General features: G+C 52.4%; 17 protein-coding genes. 3 read left to right on the top strand and 14 right to left on the bottom strand.

Annotated features, from left to right (window positions below; all coding sequences use genetic code 11):
* The first annotated feature begins 65 nt into the window (after positions 1 to 65).
* A complete protein-coding gene (locus E4Z61_RS10440) occupies positions 66 to 854 on the top strand; it encodes a deaminated glutathione amidase (RefSeq protein WP_135322699.1) in 789 nt (262 codons plus the stop codon).
* 128 nt (positions 855 to 982) lie between these two features.
* Positions 983 to 1186 carry a twin-arginine translocase subunit TatE gene (gene tatE, locus E4Z61_RS10435; protein ID WP_135322698.1) on the top strand — a complete coding sequence of 68 codons (204 nt, stop codon included), beginning with the start codon at positions 983 to 985 and terminating at the stop codon, positions 1184 to 1186.
* A 97-nt stretch (positions 1187 to 1283) separates the two neighbouring features.
* On the opposite strand, the gene lipA is transcribed toward tatE, so the two are convergent.
* The 10 genes from lipA to E4Z61_RS10385 form a co-directional block, all read right to left on the bottom strand.
* Entirely contained in the window at positions 1284 to 2249 is a 966-nt protein-coding gene (gene lipA, locus E4Z61_RS10430; RefSeq protein WP_117342218.1) for a lipoyl synthase, read from the bottom strand.
* Between the two features lie 206 nt (positions 2250 to 2455).
* A complete protein-coding gene (gene lipB / locus E4Z61_RS10425) occupies positions 2456 to 3097 on the bottom strand; it encodes a lipoyl(octanoyl) transferase LipB (protein WP_135322697.1) in 642 nt (213 codons plus the stop codon).
* 226 nt (positions 3098 to 3323) lie between these two features.
* Positions 3324 to 3587, bottom strand: coding sequence for a DUF493 family protein YbeD (gene ybeD, locus E4Z61_RS10420; protein ID WP_003022706.1), 264 nt, complete (start codon positions 3585 to 3587; stop codon positions 3324 to 3326).
* A gap of 106 nt (positions 3588 to 3693) precedes the next feature.
* Entirely contained in the window at positions 3694 to 4905 is a 1212-nt protein-coding gene (dacA, locus tag E4Z61_RS10415) for a D-alanyl-D-alanine carboxypeptidase DacA (protein WP_135322696.1), read from the bottom strand.
* A gap of 142 nt (positions 4906 to 5047) precedes the next feature.
* Positions 5048 to 6139, bottom strand: coding sequence for an endolytic peptidoglycan transglycosylase RlpA (gene rlpA / locus E4Z61_RS10410; RefSeq protein WP_135322695.1), 1092 nt, complete (start codon positions 6137 to 6139; stop codon positions 5048 to 5050).
* A gap of 10 nt (positions 6140 to 6149) precedes the next feature.
* Positions 6150 to 7262, bottom strand: a complete 1113-nt coding sequence (gene mrdB / locus E4Z61_RS10405) for a peptidoglycan glycosyltransferase MrdB (protein ID WP_135322694.1) — start codon at positions 7260 to 7262, stop codon at positions 6150 to 6152.
* Between the two features lie 2 nt (positions 7263 to 7264).
* Complete coding sequence (gene mrdA / locus E4Z61_RS10400) at positions 7265 to 9166, bottom strand: peptidoglycan DD-transpeptidase MrdA (protein WP_135322693.1); 1902 nt, start codon at positions 9164 to 9166, stop codon at positions 7265 to 7267.
* Positions 9167 to 9196: 30 nt separating this feature from the next.
* Entirely contained in the window at positions 9197 to 9664 is a 468-nt protein-coding gene (gene rlmH, locus E4Z61_RS10395; protein ID WP_119181418.1) for a 23S rRNA (pseudouridine(1915)-N(3))-methyltransferase RlmH, read from the bottom strand.
* A gap of 3 nt (positions 9665 to 9667) precedes the next feature.
* Positions 9668 to 9985, bottom strand: a complete 318-nt coding sequence (rsfS, locus tag E4Z61_RS10390; protein ID WP_096757898.1) for a ribosome silencing factor — start codon at positions 9983 to 9985, stop codon at positions 9668 to 9670.
* Between the two features lie 254 nt (positions 9986 to 10239).
* Positions 10240 to 10851, bottom strand: coding sequence for an adenosylcobalamin/alpha-ribazole phosphatase (locus tag E4Z61_RS10385; RefSeq protein WP_135322692.1), 612 nt, complete (start codon positions 10849 to 10851; stop codon positions 10240 to 10242).
* Between the two features lie 96 nt (positions 10852 to 10947).
* On the opposite strand from E4Z61_RS10385, the gene cobD reads away from it, so the two are divergent.
* Positions 10948 to 12042 carry a threonine-phosphate decarboxylase CobD gene (cobD, locus tag E4Z61_RS10380; RefSeq protein WP_135322691.1) on the top strand — a complete coding sequence of 365 codons (1095 nt, stop codon included), beginning with the start codon at positions 10948 to 10950 and terminating at the stop codon, positions 12040 to 12042.
* Here the strand turns inward: cobD and nadD are convergent.
* The 4 genes from nadD to leuS are packed head-to-tail and all read right to left on the bottom strand — an operon-like array spanning position 12017 to position 16881.
* Positions 12017 to 12658 carry a nicotinate-nucleotide adenylyltransferase gene (nadD, locus tag E4Z61_RS10375; protein ID WP_135322690.1) on the bottom strand — a complete coding sequence of 214 codons (642 nt, stop codon included), beginning with the start codon at positions 12656 to 12658 and terminating at the stop codon, positions 12017 to 12019. The genes cobD and nadD overlap by 26 nt on opposite strands.
* 1 nt (position 12659) lies before the next feature.
* Entirely contained in the window at positions 12660 to 13691 is a 1032-nt protein-coding gene (holA, locus tag E4Z61_RS10370) for a DNA polymerase III subunit delta (protein ID WP_135322689.1), read from the bottom strand.
* Positions 13691 to 14284: an LPS assembly lipoprotein LptE gene (lptE, locus tag E4Z61_RS10365; RefSeq protein ID WP_135322688.1), complete on the bottom strand. Its 594-nt coding sequence runs from the start codon at positions 14282 to 14284 to the stop codon at positions 13691 to 13693. The genes holA and lptE overlap by 1 nt, the downstream gene beginning before the upstream one ends.
* Positions 14285 to 14298: 14 nt before the next feature.
* Positions 14299 to 16881: a leucine--tRNA ligase gene (leuS, locus tag E4Z61_RS10360; protein WP_135322687.1), complete on the bottom strand. Its 2583-nt coding sequence runs from the start codon at positions 16879 to 16881 to the stop codon at positions 14299 to 14301.
* Positions 16882 to 17005: the final 124 nt, after the last annotated feature.

Genomic DNA, 17005 nt, shown 5'->3' with positions numbered 1-17005 from the left:
TATATTGTGAGTGTAACGCTGAATAATCATCATTGGCGAGCCTAACCGTTTTTTCAGGAGGGAATATGTTCGTTGCTGCAGGGCAATTTGCCGTGGGTCCCTCATGGGAGAAAAACGCCGAAACGTGCGCATCATTGATGTCCCAGGCAGCAAGCGAGGGCGTCTCATTGCTGGTCTTGCCAGAAGCGTTGCTGGCCCGTGACGATCTTGACCCCGATCTGTCAGTGAAGTCTGCTCAACTGTTGGAAGGGGGATTTCTGACGCGGCTATTACGAGAGAGCATGCGTAATGATATGACAACGATTCTGACGATTCATGTTCCCTCTTTGCCGGGACGGGCGTTTAACATGCTGGTGGCGCTGCGGAGAGGGCGGGTTGTTGCTCATTACGCCAAATTACATCTCTATGATGCCTTTTCAATTCAGGAGTCGCGTAATGTTGATGCAGGGGATGCCGTGGCGCCGCTGTTGGACGTTGAAGGTCTCAAGGTAGGGCTGATGACCTGCTACGATTTACGCTTCCCTGAGCTGGCTCTAGCGCATGCTTTGCAGGGGGCGGAAATCCTGGTACTCCCGGCGGCGTGGGTTCGGGGCGCGCTGAAAGAACATCACTGGGCTACGCTATTGGCTGCAAGAGCGCTGGATGCAACCTGCTATCTGATTGCAGCAGGGGAGTGCGGTAATAAGAATATCGGTCAAAGCCGGGTTATCGATCCGTTCGGTGTGACGATTGCCGCCGCCGCTGAAACGCCCGCGCTGATAGTCACCGAGGTTTCTGCTGAGCGGGTAAGGCAAGTCAGGGCGCAACTTCCGGTGTTACGCAACCGGCGCTTTGCGCCACCGCAATTATTATGACGTTTTTTTAAACAAGGCTTGATTCACCTTGTTACAGATTGCTATTGTGTGCCCGCGTCGAAAGGCCGTTAATATTCTCAGGTTAATATGGCGCTTTATGCAGCCTGGTTTAAGTGAAGAAGGTATCTATGGGTGAGATTAGTATTACCAAACTGCTGGTGGTTGCCGCACTGGTCGTTCTGCTGTTTGGTACCAAGAAGTTACGTACACTGGGTGGAGACCTGGGAACGGCAATTAAAGGCTTCAAGAAAGCGATGAACGATGAAAATGCCGAAGCGAAGAAAGATGCTGATGGTAGTGTTCAGGCTGAGAAGCTTTCTCATAAAGAGTAATGTCAGGAGCATGATGCTCATACTGCATACTTTGCATGAAAAAAACCGGCAATTTGCCGGTTTTTTTATTGCTGAAATGTAAGTGAGTATTACGCAATCACTTCACTTCCAGCCCTTTTGCTTGCATGTCTGCATGGTATGAAGAACGAACAAACGGACCGCAAGCTGCATGAGTAAAGCCCATGGCCATAGCTTCCGCTTTCATCTCATCGAACTCATCCGGGCTAACATAGCGCTGAACCGGCAGATGGTGACGGCTAGGCTGCAAATATTGCCCCAGCGTCAGCATGGTTACGCCATGGCGACGCAGGTCGCGCATAACCTCGATGATTTCAGCATTGGTTTCGCCCAGCCCCACCATCAGACCTGATTTGGTTGGGATCTCTGGATGGGCTTCTTTGAAACGTTCCAGAAGCTTCAGCGACCAGTTGTAATCAGCGCCTGGGCGTACATTACGGTAAATACGCGGTACGTTTTCGAGATTATGGTTGAATACGTCTGGCGGTGTTGCGGTGAGAATATCCAGCGCGCGATCCATACGGCCACGGAAGTCAGGCACCAGCGTTTCGATTTTAATTGACGGGCTTTTTTCACGGATAGCCGTGATGCAGTCCGCAAAGTGCTGAGCACCACCATCGCGCAGATCGTCGCGATCGACGGAGGTGATGACAACATAGCGCAGCGCCATGTCCGCAATGGTCTGAGCCAGTTTTAACGGTTCATTGACATCCGGGGCAACCGGACGACCATGCGCAACGTCGCAGAATGGGCAGCGGCGGGTACAAATAGCGCCGAGGATCATAAACGTTGCGGTTCCGTGATTGAAACATTCAGCCAGGTTAGGGCAGGAAGCTTCTTCGCAGACAGAGTGCAGGCCATTTTTGCGCATTGCTGCTTTGATGCCCTGGATGCGAGTGGAGTCCGCTGGCAGTTTTATTTTCATCCATTCCGGTTTACGCAGCAGGGCTTCGCGCTCTGTTGCCACATTTTTTACCGGGATAAGAGCCATCTTATCGGCATCGCGGTATTTAACACCGCGTTCCATCACAATGGGTTTACTCATAGCTTGCGTGTTCCAGTTGCGAATAACGAAGGAAAGCGTTTCAATTCAAGGGAATGTTGTATTTATCAACTATTTTTGAATTAGTGATACGCAGTATATCATTGAAACGGGCCAGAAAGCAGCCTGACAGGCTGGCAAAATGTAAAATAGTTGTTGTTTTGTGCCATTTGCCACAACATTTGCCGTGGCAAAGTATCACCGTATTTTCAGTCTGCAATGTACTCGTGCGGTGGGTTACCTAACAGCGCTAAGATATTGGCCAGTAGTCTGGGGCGAACGCTCTCGGTCGTTGCATTACTCTCCCACTGCGACACTTTCGCCATCTCCATTCCGGCATAACCACAAGGATTGATTCGCAGGAAAGGTGACAAGTCCATATCCACGTTGAGCGCTAAGCCGTGAAATGAGCAGCCTCTACGGATACGCAAACCTAACGAGCAAATTTTCTTTTCGCCAACGTAAACGCCTGGCGCATCGGCTCTCGGGTGGGCGTCAATACCGATTTCCGCAAGGGTATTCACGACGGTTTGCTCCAGCAGCGTAACCAATTCGCGAACGCCCAGTTTGCGGCGCTTGAGATTCAACAGCACATACATCACCTGCTGGCCTGGGCCGTGGTACGTCACCTGGCCGCCACGATCGCTCTGAATAACAGGAATTTCACCCGGCACCAGTATGTGTTCTGCTTTGCCTGCCTGCCCTTGGGTAAAGACCGGATAATGCTCTACCAGCCAGATCTCATCATGACTATTTTCGTCGCGGGTATCGGTGAATTCGTGCATGGCCTGAGAGACGGGCTCGTAAGGCTGAAGACCGAGCTGGCGGACAAGAATTTTATCCTGATACAAAACGGCATCTCCGTAGATACTCGTCGTCTTTCAAGCCGCAGATGCGTTGTTTGCGCCAACTCACCCCAGTCACTTACTTGAGTAAGCTCCAGTGGATTAGCTGTCTTAACGCCTTCCTGCTACTCGAAATCCATAGAGTAGAGAATATAAAAGAGGGAAAAAGTATATCACAGGGGAGGGGGAGAGAGGTTACCCGAGCAGAATGCAGCGGGTAACCGACAGGCTGTTACAGCACCATACGTACGATGTCGATGTTGCCTAATTCTTCGTACAGTGTTTCAACCTGCTCAATGTGCGTAGCAGTGATGGTGATCGAGACCGAGTGGTAGTTGCCTTTGCTGCTCGGTTTTACCGTTGGAGAGTAATCACCTGGCGCATGGCGCTGTACCACTTCAACCACCTGATCAACCAGCTCAGGCAACGCCTGCCCCATTACTTTGTAAGTAAATGGAGTAGGGAATTCAAGCAGTTCGTTAAGTTTGGTTTTCATGTCAGCTCCGGCGTTACATCAAAAAATAATAACTCCCACGCGGAGTGGGAGTTATCTGGATACCTAGTATATGGGGACGTAAATCACACTTTCAAGTGTTCAATTTTTAGCCAAACCAGTGATGGAACATTAATTTAATGTAATCAATGATTTTACCAAAGAAGTTACCCTCAGGGATTTCCTGCAGAACCACCAGCGGGCGCTGTTCAATGGTTTTGCCATCCAACTGGAAGTTGATGGTGCCGACGACCTGATTTTTCTGCAGTGGTGCGTGTAGTTCAGTCGTGTTCAGCACATAGCTCGCTTTCAGGTCTTTCATACGACCGCGCGGAATGGTCAGGTAGACATCTTTATCAACACCCAACGATGCACGATCGGTATCACCAAACCAGGCCGGTTCAGAGGCAAACTCTTTGCCGACTTTCAGCGGGTTCACGGTTTCGAAGAAACGGAAGCCCCAGGTCAGCAGCTTTTTGCTTTCGGTTTCGCGGCCTTTATAGGTGCGGCCCCCCATAACGGCAGAGATTAGGCGCATCTGACCTTCGGTTGCGGATGCTACCAGGTTATAGCCTGCTTTATCGGTGTGACCGGTTTTAATCCCGTCAACATTCAGGCTGTTATCCCACAGCAGACCGTTACGGTTTAACTGACGGATGCCGTTGAAGGTGAACTCTTTTTCTCGGTAGATAGAGTATTCGTTAGGCACGTCGCGAATCAGCGCCTGACCAATCAGCGCCATATCACGTGCAGAGCTGTACTGGCCTTCAGCATCCAGGCCATGAACGGTCTGGAAGTGGGTGTTTTTCAGACCCAGCGCATTCACATAGCTGTTCATCAGACCGACGAAAGCATCCTGGCTACCGGCAGCAAAGTCAGCCATAGCCACACAAGCGTCGTTCCCGGATTGCAGGTTAATACCACGGATCAATTGTGACACGGGAACCTGCATTCCTGGTTTCAGGAACATCAGTGATGAGCCTTTAAATACCGGGTTGCCGGTAGCCCACGCGTCATTGCCGACGGTGACCAGATCGGATTCTTTGAATTTCCCGGCTTTCATTGCCTGGCCGATGACGTAGCTGGTCATCATTTTGGTCAGGCTGGCGGGGTCGCGGCGGGTGTCCGCATTCTGTTCGGCCAGAACTTTACCTGAATTGTAATCAATCAGGATATAAGACTCCGCGTCGATCTGCGGAACGCCCGGGATCATGGTTTTAATATTCAGGTCATCGGCATGAGCTGCAGAGACAGAGGCTGCGCAGAGAGCCGCGGTGAGCGCCATGCGCTGCACGAAACGAGCGGAAAAAGTGGTCTTCATGGTCTGAACTACGACGTCCGTGATGAAAGTAAAAAAAGTGCCCTACTATAGCAAATGCGTAACTTACAGGCATCCGACTTTCCGCATGACTTTGTTAACGCCATTGACAGAAATTGACAGATCGGGTGCCTGATTTACGTTACTACACGCCGGTGATGAAGGACTGTAATTGCGCTTCGGATTGCAGGCGCTGCTGCAAAGTACTGGCTTCCGCTTTGCTGGCGAATGGCCCCATCTGGATACGCCACACGGCACCGTTTTGTACCACGCGGCCCGGCACACCAAACTGCTGGCTTAGCCGTTTTTGATACTGCTGCGCACGAGATTGTTCGCTGACGGCGCCTACCTGCACGACATAACGTCCATTGGTCGCGGCGACTGGCGTAGCGGCAACCGGAACAGAAACCGGTGCTGAGGTTGTTACAGGGGCCGTTGTTACAGGCTGCGGAGCCAGTGTCGGTTCGCTGCCTTCGAGCACGCCAGCGGCGAGCGTGGTTGGCGCACCGAGGAAACCACTGCTGTTAACCGGTGCGCCTGTAGCATCATCGCTTTTCAGCGTTGAATTGCTGATAGGACGGATATCGCTTTGCGGCTGGCCTGCGTCCGGTGCGGAAGGCATGGAGCCACCCCCGCTTAAATCAGGACGTGAGGGCAGGGCGTAAGTCTGTTTTGCGACTGTTGTACACGCCATTCCGGGACCTGACAACGAACCATCCTGTGCAACGATGATCGGATCAATGCGCACTTTCGTGTTGTTCGAGGTATTCAGACGATCGGCTGCTGCACGTGAAAGCGAGATTACGCGATCGTTACCGTAAGGACCGCGATCGTTAATCCGCACGACGATCATTCTGCCGTTTGCCAGGTTGGTGATTCGGGCATAGCTGGGGACCGGTAATGTTGGATGCGCAGCAGTGAGTTGCATCGGGTCGAACGCTTCACCTGATGCGGTTAAATTGCTGCCGGGTTCCGCATCATAGATAGCAGCCAGTCCGGCCTGGCTAAAGCGAGAAGGATCCTGAACGATTTTATAGCTCTTACCATCACGCTGGTAATCCTGATTAGCCGTCGGGTTCAGAGGTTCAAAGCGCGGATCGGCCCCGCTGATTTCAACAATCGGACCATTACACACCGCCGGCTGCGGCGCGACAGCAACCTGTTGCTGACCATCATCATTTGAACACGCCGCGAGCATTCCTGCTGCGATGCAGATTCCAAGCCACTGCTTACGCATTGCGTACCCCTTACACGCTTTTCGACAACATTTTTCTATGGGTGTGGATCGACATCACAATCCCGAACCCGGCCATCAGCACGATCAGTGCAGAGCCTCCGTAACTGACCAGCGGGAGTGGAACCCCTACTACAGGCAGAATACCGCTCACCATACCAATATTTACGAAGACATAAACGAATAATATCAACATTAAACCGCCAGCCATGACGCGGCCAAAGGTGGTTTGCGCTCTGGCGGCAATCCATAGCCCACGCATAATCAGCAAAATATACAGCGCCAGCAGAATTAAGATCCCTACCAGCCCAAGCTCTTCGGCTAACACCGCAAAGATAAAGTCGGTGTGGCGTTCGGGTAAAAATTCAAGCTGCGACTGCGTACCGTGCAGCCAACCTTTGCCACGCAGACCGCCGGAGCCAATAGCAATTTTAGACTGGATTATGTGATAACCCGCGCCCAGCGGATCGGTTTCTGGGTCGAGAAGCATCATCACGCGCTGACGCTGGTAATCATGCATCAGGAAGAACCACAGTATCGGGATAAACGCGGCGACCAGAACCACGGCAACGCCGATTAAGCGCCAGCTTAAGCCTGACAGGAACAGTACGAACAGACCGGAAAGGGCAACCAGGATAGAGGTCCCCAGATCGGGCTGCGCGGCAACCAGCAGTGTCGGCATGAAAATCAATACCAGCGCGATGGCGGTATTCTTCAGCGATGGTGGGCAGACGTCACGGTTGATAAAGCGCGCCACCATTAGCGGGACGGCAATTTTGGCAATTTCAGAGGGCTGAAAACGCACAATGCCCAAATCCAGCCAGCGCTGTGCACCTTTGGAAATGGCACCGAAAGCATCTACCGCCACCAGCAGGATAATACAGATAATATAAAGATAAGGGGCCCAGCCTTCATAGACTCTGGGAGGTATCTGCGCCATTACCACCATGATGACCAGGCCCATGGCGATTTGACCGACCTTACGCTCCATCATGCCAATATCCTGGCCACTGGCGCTCCAGATAACCAGTGAGCTGTAAACCAGCAGCGCCAGCAAAATAAGCAACATCGTGGGATCGATGTGTATTTTATCCCAGAACGTTTTTTTGTTCGGATTATCCGTCACGATTATTGGTCCTCAGCTGCGGCAGCCACCGGGTTTTCCGCAGGCAGATTGGTGTTGTTGTCGCCCAACATAATATGGTCAAGGATCTGGCGCATAATGGTACCTACAGCCGGACCGGCGCCGCCGTTTTCGAGGATTATCGCGACAGCGACCTCAGGTTTATCGTAGGGCGCGAATGCCGTCATCAGCTTATGGTCGCGTAAACGCTCGGCAATTTTATGGGCATTATAGGTTTCATTAGCCTTCAGGCCGAAGACCTGAGCGGTACCGGATTTCGCGGCAATTTTATACGGCGCACCGGCAAAATACTTATGCGCGGTACCGTTTGGACGGTTTGCCACGCCGTACATACCGTCTTTAGCTATTTCCCAATAACCAGAATGAATGTCACCAACAGGCGGTTCATGTGGCTGAACCCACGGAACTTTTTTACCGTTCTCCGTAGTGCTCATCAGCAGGTGCGGGACTTTTACCATGCCGTCGTTGATAAGAATCATCAGCGCTTTGCTCATCTGGATAGGCGTCGCTGTCCAGTAACCCTGGCCGATGCCCACCGGAATTGTATCACCCTGGTACCACGGTTTTTTGAACCGTTTTTGCTTCCATTCACGCGTCGGCATGTTACCGGCACGTTCTTCGGCAAGATCGATGCCCGTATAATGGCCGTAGCCGAACTTACTCATCCACTCTGAAAGACGGTCTATCCCCATATCATAGGCGATTTGGTAGAAAAACGTATCCGCAGACTCCTCGAGAGAGCGGGTGATGTTCAGATGGCCATGCCCCCACTTTTTCCAGTCGCGGTAACGTTTTTCAGAACCGGGCAATTGCCACCAGCCGGGGTCGAACAGTCCGGTATTGCGGGTAATTACGCCTGCACTTAATGCGGATACCGCCACGTAAGGTTTAACAGTTGATGCAGGGGGGTAAACACCTTGCGTCGCGCGGTTAACCAGCGGGGTATTGGGGTCATTGAGTAACCCTGAATAATCTTTACTGGAGATACCATCCACAAACAGGTTGGGATCGTAGCTGGGCATCGAAACCAGAGCCAGAACGCCGCCGGTACGCGGGTCTGTGACCACCACGGCGGCGCGACTGCCTGCCAGCAACGTTTCAATATACTGCTGGAGTTTCAGATCAAGCGTCAGATAGATATCGTGCCCGGCCTGTGGTGCGACTTCTTTCAGCTGGCGAATCACGCGACCACGGTTATTTACTTCAACTTCTTCGTAACCGGTCTGACCATGAAGAACATCTTCGTAATAACGTTCAATACCCAGTTTGCCGATATCGTGGGTGGCGGCGTAGTTGGCGAGCTTGCCATCTTTGTCCAGGCGTTCAACGTCTTTATCGTTAATTTTCGAGACATAGCCAATGACGTGGGTCAGCGCAGAGCCGTAGGGATAGTAACGACGCTTGTAGCCTTTGACTTCCACACCGGGAAAACGATATTGATTGACGGCGAAGCGCGCCACCTGAACTTCAGTCAGGTTGGTTTTCACCGGAATGGAGGTGAAACGATGGGAACGTGCGCGCTCTTTCTTAAAGGTGGCAATATCGTCGTCATTCAGATCAACCACTTCCCGCAGCGCATCCAGCGTTTGCTGAACGTTATCGACCTTCTCAGGCATCATTTCTATTTGGTAAATGGTGCGGTTGAGGGCCAAAGGGATGCCGTTGCGGTCATAAATAATGCCGCGACTGGGCGCAATGGGCACCAGTTTGATGCGGTTTTCGTTTGAACGGGTCTGATAATCGGTGAAACGAACGATTTGAAGATTATAAAGGTTGGCGATCAGCACGCCAGTGAGCAGCAAAATCCCCAAAAAAGCAACCAGCGCCCGACGCACAAACAGCGCGGACTCAGCCGTATAGTCGCGAAAAGAATTCTGTAGTTTCATCCGCTGCTTAATCTACTCAAGACTCAATGATCACTCACGGTGATAAGGGTGGTTGGTGGTAATGCTCCACGCCCTGTACAGACTCTCTGCCACCAAAACCCGAACAAGAGGATGGGGAAGGGTTAATGCAGAGAGTGACCAGCTTTGCTCCGCGGCAGCTTTACAGGCAGGGGATAAACCTTCCGGTCCGCCAATCAGCAGACTTACGTCACGGCCATCCAGTTTCCAGCGTTCCAGCTCGACCGCCAACTGTGGCGTGTCCCAGGGTTTCCCAGGGATATCAAGGGTGACGATGCGATTTTTGCCCGCGGCAGCCAGCATCTGTTCACCCTCTTTATCGAGTATGCGTTTAATGTCCGCGTTCTTGCCGCGTTTTCCTGCCGGGATCTCGATTAGCTCAAAAGGCATGTCTTTTGGAAACCGGCGGAGATACTCTGTAAAACCGGTTTGCACCCAGTCAGGCATTTTCGTACCCACAGCGACAAGTTGCAGCTTCACTCATTAACTCCAGAGTTTTTCCAGTTCATACAGGCGACGGCTTTCTTCCTGTAAAACGTGGACAATCACTTCGCCGAGATCAACGACGATCCAGTCCGCCACGTTCTCACCTTCAACGCCAAGCGGCAGCAGGCCGGCAGCGCGAGATTCCTGAACAACATGGTCAGCGATAGACATAACATGACGGCTGGACGTGCCGGTACAGATAATCATGCAGTCAGTGATGCTGGATTTGCCCTGAACGTCTAAGGCGATGATGTCTTGACCTTTCAGGTCATCAATTTTGTCGATTACAAAATCCTGAAGTGCTTTACCCTGCAAGTGTTCCCCCTGGGTGAAAAGAGTTAAAAACGCCTGTTAGTATACCTGAACCAGAGGCGATATCGGGACAAATGTCTCCGAAAGCGTTTTTGAAGTGGGCTATCATCCCACCCCACGCAACAGAATGCATCGCCATTTTTGTAAAACAATTTCTGCAAAGCTCTGAAGGGCGGGAAAAGTCAGGCTGCGGAGAATAGCAGCCTGTCATGGGGTGTCAATGGGCGCGAGGCCCTTCGGCAGAAAAAACAGCGTATTCACTCCCCCTCATGCCATACGGCCCGGCTGTTTAACACTTTCAGTACCGCAAAATCGTCACAGAAATCAATCGCGCTCCAGCAACCCTGCTCAACGCGAAAATGCCACATTGATGCCGCTGGCATTGACAGGAGTCGGGCGATCAGCACGCTGAGTACGCCCTGATGGCTAACCACCAGTAGGTTCTGTGCATCTTTATAATCAGCAAGTTGAGCAATGAAACGTTCAACACGTTGTGAAAACGCCTGAAAACCTTCGCCGTTAGTGGGGGTCGCATTCTGCCAGTCGTTACACCACAAGGCGTAGTTTTCTGCGTCTTCACGCGCCAGATCGCGATGATGGCGCATTTCCCAGTCACCAAAGAACATCTCATTGAGTTCGGGCATGATGCGGTGCGGAACGGCGCGCCCCGCCAAGACTAACTGAGTGGTATGGCGAGCGCGCTCAAGCTCGCTGCAGAGGACGTGTTCGAAAGGAACGTTACGTAACAGTGCTGCCAGCGTTTCAGCTTGAGTGATTCCCCGCGCGGTAAGCGACGTGGGAGCATGCCCGCTGTATAACCCGGCAACATTGGCTTCCGTTTCTCCGTGTCGTACTAACCAAAGTCTCATTTTTTCCTCGTGAGGCTATTCGCACAAAACATGATGTTGGCCCTGATTGCGCAGAGATTTTTCAATAAAATACCCTTTTTTAACTGGAGTGGCACGATGTCTTTATTGAAGAGCGCGCATGGTGGTAATACCCGGGAAGCCGCCGCATTATTGGGCATCCTGCCTGAGCAATTGCTGGATTTTAGCGCGAATATTAACCCGCTGGGTATGCCAGCAAGCTTAAAACGCGCGCTGATCGACAATTTGGACCGTGCTGAGCACTATCCGGACGTAGACTACGCTCATCTGCATGCCGCGCTGGCGGAGCATCATCACATTCCTGCTTCGTGGATCCTTGCCGGTAACGGGGAAACGGAGTCGATCTTTACGTTGGTTAATGGCCTTAAGCCGCGTCATGCGATGATCGTTACCCCTGGATTTGCTGAATACCGCCGGGCATTGCAATGGGGTGAATGTGCAATACACGAGTTTGCACTGCGCGAAGAGGATGGCTGGCAGCTGTCCGGGGCGATTCTCGACGCGCTCACCCCGGAGTTGGATTGCCTGTTCCTGTGTACACCTAACAATCCAACCGGGTTGTTGCCCGATAACCGCCTGCTGTTGGAGATAGCACAGCGCTGTGAACTACTCGGCATCGCGCTGATCCTTGATGAAGCGTTTATCGATTTTATCGCCGGGGAACAGGGATTCATCCCGCTGTTGCAAGATAATCCACACATCTGGGTATTGCGTTCGTTAACCAAATTTTATGCAATACCCGGGCTGCGGCTGGGGTATCTGGTTAACAGCAACGAGCAGGCCGTAGCACACCTGCGCAGTCGGCAGATGCCCTGGTCAATCAATGCTTTTGCCGCACTGGCGGGCGAAATGATTCTCTACGATAGCGCCTATCAGCAGGCGACATGGGAGTGGCTGGAGCATGAGGGAAATCGTTTCGATCAACAGCTGCAAAAGCTGCCTGGCCTGACTGTGTATCCCGGACAGGCAAATTATCGCCTGCTACGCTGCGATAGACCGGGTTTAGATTTGCAGAAATCATTACTGGAACAGCATGTATTGATCCGCAGTTGCGCCAATTATCCGGGGTTGGATGCGCGCTACTACCGGGTGGCGGTCCGTGGCCTTGAAGAGAATAACCGTTTGCTGGCGGCATTACGCCATGCGCTTAGCGGTACAGCCCTTGCTGATTGATATAGTCCAGAACGGAACCGGGCAATAGGTCGTCGCATGGCTCGCCTTTTTCGATACGCTCGCGAATAAGCGTGGCGGAAATATTGAACCACGGCGTTTCGGCCAGATAAATTTTTCCTGAGGGAAGGTTGTGTAGGTCATCTGGCGAGTGGGTCAGATGACGTTCCAGCCATTGCTGATGCCGCTCCTGAACCATTTCCAGCGGATACCCCGGACGTCGACATACGATGAGGTGGGTATTGTCCAGAATGGTGTCGGAGTCGTGCCAGGAGGGGAAAGTGAGCAGTGAGTCCTGACCGATAATAAACGCCAGCGGCGCTTGTGGTCCTTGTTCCTCGCGCCACTCTTTTAACGTCTGCGCGGTGTAAGAAGCGGTATCACGTTTTAGCTCACGTTCATCCAGAATAAACAAAGGTTTATCAGCGATTGCCAGCTCAAGCATCTGTTTACGCTGTGCGCTGGTGGCTTCTGGCTGCGCACGATGCGGAGGCACATTATTGGGCATGATAATCACCCGTGACAGGCCAATCAGATTAGCCAGAATTTCCACGGGTTTTAAATGACCATAATGCACCGGATCAAAGGTGCCGCCGAACAACGCCTGTAATGATTTCATATCAACCATCAATAAAAACATCTGCCAGCGATTTATGGCAGAGTAACAGGGAAAGTCCCTCAAGCTCCGCCCACACTGACTGACCATAGTCTTGTTTAAGCGTAATTTCCGTGCGCGTTAACAACTGTACAGCTTGACGTAATTGCTCAGGCGACAACCTGTTTAGCGCATCGCCCATCATGCCACGGCGGTTTTGCCATACCCGGTGCTTATCAAACAATGCGCGTAATGGCGTATGGGCTGATTGCCGTTTCAGGTTTACCAGCAGCAATAATTCACGCTGTAGGGTACGCAGCAGAATAACGGGTTCGCTGCCTTCAAGGCGTAGTTGCTGCAAAATGTGCAACGCGCGCTTACTTTTGCCCATCAGTAGCGCATCCACCCAATGAAAAGGGGTAAAGTGTGCCGCATCGTTAACCGCTTGCTCCACGCGAGGTAGCGTGAGTTTGCCATCAGGCCACAGCAACGATAAGCGCTCCAGCGCCTGCGCCAAGGCTAACAGATTACCTTCATAGCAATAGCATAATAGCTGATTGGCTGCGTCATCTAACTGCAGGTTGCTTTGTTTCGCTCTGGCGGCAACCCAGCGTGGAAGCTGTGCCTGCTCTGGCGTCTGGCAGCTAACCTGAACCGTATTATTTGCCAGTCCGGTATACCACGTGGCGTTTTCCTGCGCTTTGGTCAGCTTGTTGCCGCGAATAATCAGCAGCAGATCGTCATGCAGCAGGCTGGTCAGCGTGGTGAGCTGTTCGCTAATGGCAGCATTTGGGCCATTTTCAGGCAGTTGCAGAAGTAATGTCTGACGGCTGGCAAACAGGCTCATGGCCTGGCAGAGGGAAAAAATAGCCCCCCAGTCAGTGCTGGTATCGAGAGTGAAGGTGTGGTGTTCTTCGAACCCTTGTGTGGCAGCGGCCAGACGGACAGCATCCTGGCTTTCCTGCAACAATAGGGGATCGTTGCCCAATAATAAATACGCCGCGCGCAGCCCTTCTTTGAGCTGTGCGCGGAGTTGTTCAGGGTACAACTTGAGCATCAGTTACCCAGCGTGGTGGAAACACGCGCCGGAGAAGACGTTGGCGCTGCTATGTTGTTCTCAGCAGGTTTTACGTCATCACTGGATGACTGAACGTCAGCAACATGTACGCTTGGCAGTTTACGAATCAACTGTTCGGCCGCTTTGTCATACATCTCTTTAACGATCATCTCCTGCTCATTATCCTTCGCCAGTGCCGCCTGTGGGTTGTCAAAGAACGAGCGGAAGACGGTGGCGTTGATCGGGTAAATGTCATGACCCGGAATCAGCACTGAGGCACTGACCGACATCACCATCTGGTATTCAGCCGTTTGACCGTTCTGGAATACAGACGCCGTATCCTGCGAAATGCTGACTGCACCAAGGCGCAGGGACGGAACGTCTTTACGCATTGAACCGTCTTCAAGCAATGTTACACCGTTCAGACGCAACTGGTTACGAACTGCACGACTTAATGGGCCGTTCGGATCGCCAGAGTTCAGAATCATAGTTTTCATCGTAGCTGGCACCTGTGTAGTACTACGCAGATGCCAGCCACACCCGGCGGTGACCAGCACCACCAGGGATAACAACAATGTTGTCAGATGTCGCACGCTTCCTCCCGCGCTTAGCCAACGACCAGATTGAGGAGTTTACCCGGTACATAAATCACTTTACGCACGGTAACGCCATCAAGATATTTTGCCACCAGGTGTTCCTGGCCAGCACGCTCACGAACCTGCTCTTCGGTGGCGTTTACCGGGACGGTAATTTTACCACGGACTTTACCGTTTACCTGAACCACAACCAGCGTTGAGTCTTCGACCATTGCGCTTTCGTCAGCAACCGGCCACGGTGCGTTGTCGATATCGCCTTCGCCTTTCAGCGCTTGCCACAAGGTGAAGCAAACATGTGGGGTGAACGGGTTAAGCATGCGCACAACGGCCAGCAACGCTTCCTGCATCAGAGCTCTGTCCTGCTCGTCTTCTTGCGGTGCTTTCGCCAGCTTGTTCATCAGTTCCATAATTGCCGCAATAGCGGTGTTAAAGGTCTGACGACGACCGATATCATCGGTTACTTTGGCGATGGTTTTGTGAACATCGCGACGCAGTGCTTTCTGATCTTCGCTCAATACGTCAACGTTCAGGGCGGCAACATCACCTTTGCTGGTGTGTTCGTAAACCAGTTTCCAGACACGTTTCAGGAAGCGGTTTGCCCCTTCAACGCCGGATTCTTGCCATTCCAGAGTCATGTCAGCCGGAGAGGCGAACATCATGAATAGACGCACGGTGTCCGCGCCGTAGCGCTCAACCATTACTTGCGGGTCGATACCGTTGTTTTTCGACTTGGACATCTTGCTCATGCCGGTATACACCAGTTCATGACCTTCGGCGTCCTGCGCCTTCACGATACGACCTTTCTCGTCACGTTCAACGATCGCATCAACCGGAGAAACCCAGTTACGTTCGCCATTGGCGCCGACGTAGTAGAAGGCATCAGCCAGTACCATACCCTGACACAGCAGCTGTTTAGCCGGTTCGTCAGAGTCCACCATACCCGCGTCGCGCATCAGCTTGTGGAAGAAGCGGAAGTAGAGCAGGTGCATGATGGCGTGTTCAATCCCACCGATGTAGATGTCAACCGGCAGCCAGTAGTTAGCGGCCTTAGAGTCCAGCATGCCTTCCTGATACTGCGGGCAAGTGTAGCGAGCGTAGTACCATGAAGATTCCATGAAGGTATCAAACGTGTCGGTTTCACGCAGCGCAGGCATGCCGTTAACGGTGGTTTTTGCCCACTCTGGATCGGCTTTGATCGGGCTGGTGATACCGTCCATGACGACATCTTCCGGCAGAATGACCGGCAACTGATCTTCTGGCGTTGGCAGCACGGTGCCATCTTCCAGCGTGACCATCGGGATTGGCGCACCCCAGTAACGCTGGCGGGAAACGCCCCAATCGCGCAGACGGTAGTTTACTTTACGCTCACCTACACCTTTTTCGACCAACTTGTCGGCAATGGCGTTAAAGGCGGCTTCGAAGGCCAGACCGTCAAACTCACCAGAGTTAAACAGCACGCCTTTCTCAGTCAGTGCCTGCTCAGACAGGTCCGGCTCTGAGCCGTCTGCTGCCAGAATAACTGGCTTAATGCTCAGACCATATTTAGTTGCAAACTCGTAGTCGCGTTGATCGTGGCCCGGAACGGCCATTACCGCACCTGTGCCATATTCCATCAGTACGAAGTTTGCCGCCCAAACCGGGATCTCTTCGCCGGTCAGTGGGTGAATCGCTTTGAAGCCGGTGTCGACGCCTTTCTTCTCCATGGTCGCCATTTCAGCTTCAGCAACCTTGGTGTTTCGGCATTCGTCAATGAAGGCAGCCAGTTCTGGGTTGTTCGCGGCGGCTTTCTGCGCCAGCGGGTGACCTGCGGCTACGGCCAGATAGGTCGCACCCATAAAGGTGTCCGGGCGGGTGGTGTAAACGGTCAGCGTGTTGTCGTAACCGTTAACGTCGAAGGTGATTTCCACGCCTTCAGAACGGCCAATCCAGTTGCGCTGCATGGTTTTAACGGTGTCTGGCCAGTGATCCAGGTTATCCAGATCACGCAGCAGTTCGTCAGCGTAAGCGGTAATTTTGATGAACCACTGTGGGATCTCTTTACGCTCAACCTTGGTGTCGCAGCGCCAGCAACAACCGTCGATAACTTGTTCGTTTGCCAGTACGGTCTGGTCGTTAGGGCACCAGTTGACCGCAGACGTTTTCTTGTACACCAGACCTTTTTTGTACAGCTCGGTGAAGAACTTTTGCTCCCAACGGTAATATTCCGGGGTGCAGGTCGCCAGCTCACGGCTCCAGTCATAGCCGAAGCCCAGCATTTTGAGCTGGTTTTTCATGTAAGCGATGTTGTCGTACGTCCACGGTGCGGGTGCGGTGTTGTTTTTTACCGCAGCGCCTTCCGCAGGCAGACCGAACGCATCCCAGCCAATAGGCTGCAGGACGTTTTTACCCAGCATACGTTGGTAGCGGGCGATTACGTCACCGATGGTGTAGTTACGTACGTGGCCCATGTGTAGTCGACCAGAAGGATAGGGAAGCATAGACAGGCAGTAATACTTCTCTTTGCTCTCGTCTTCGGTAACTTCAAATGTGCGCTTCTCATCCCAGTGAAGCTGTACTTTGGATTCTATCTCTTCCGGGCGGTATTGCTCTTGCATGGCAGCCAGTGGTCCTGTTTTCGATACAGCTACAAACGTAGCTTTAGATGTGGTGTTTAAGATCCGCATAGCATAGCCCAAACGTCCGCGTCAAAACAGCCTTTCGCGCATTCAGCATTGAATT

Source organism: Citrobacter tructae (genome assembly GCF_004684345.1).
In the GTDB taxonomy this organism is placed as follows: domain Bacteria; phylum Pseudomonadota; class Gammaproteobacteria; order Enterobacterales; family Enterobacteriaceae; genus Citrobacter; species Citrobacter tructae.
Note: the sequence above shows the minus strand (reverse complement) of the source record. Positions and strands in the feature narration are given on the sequence as shown.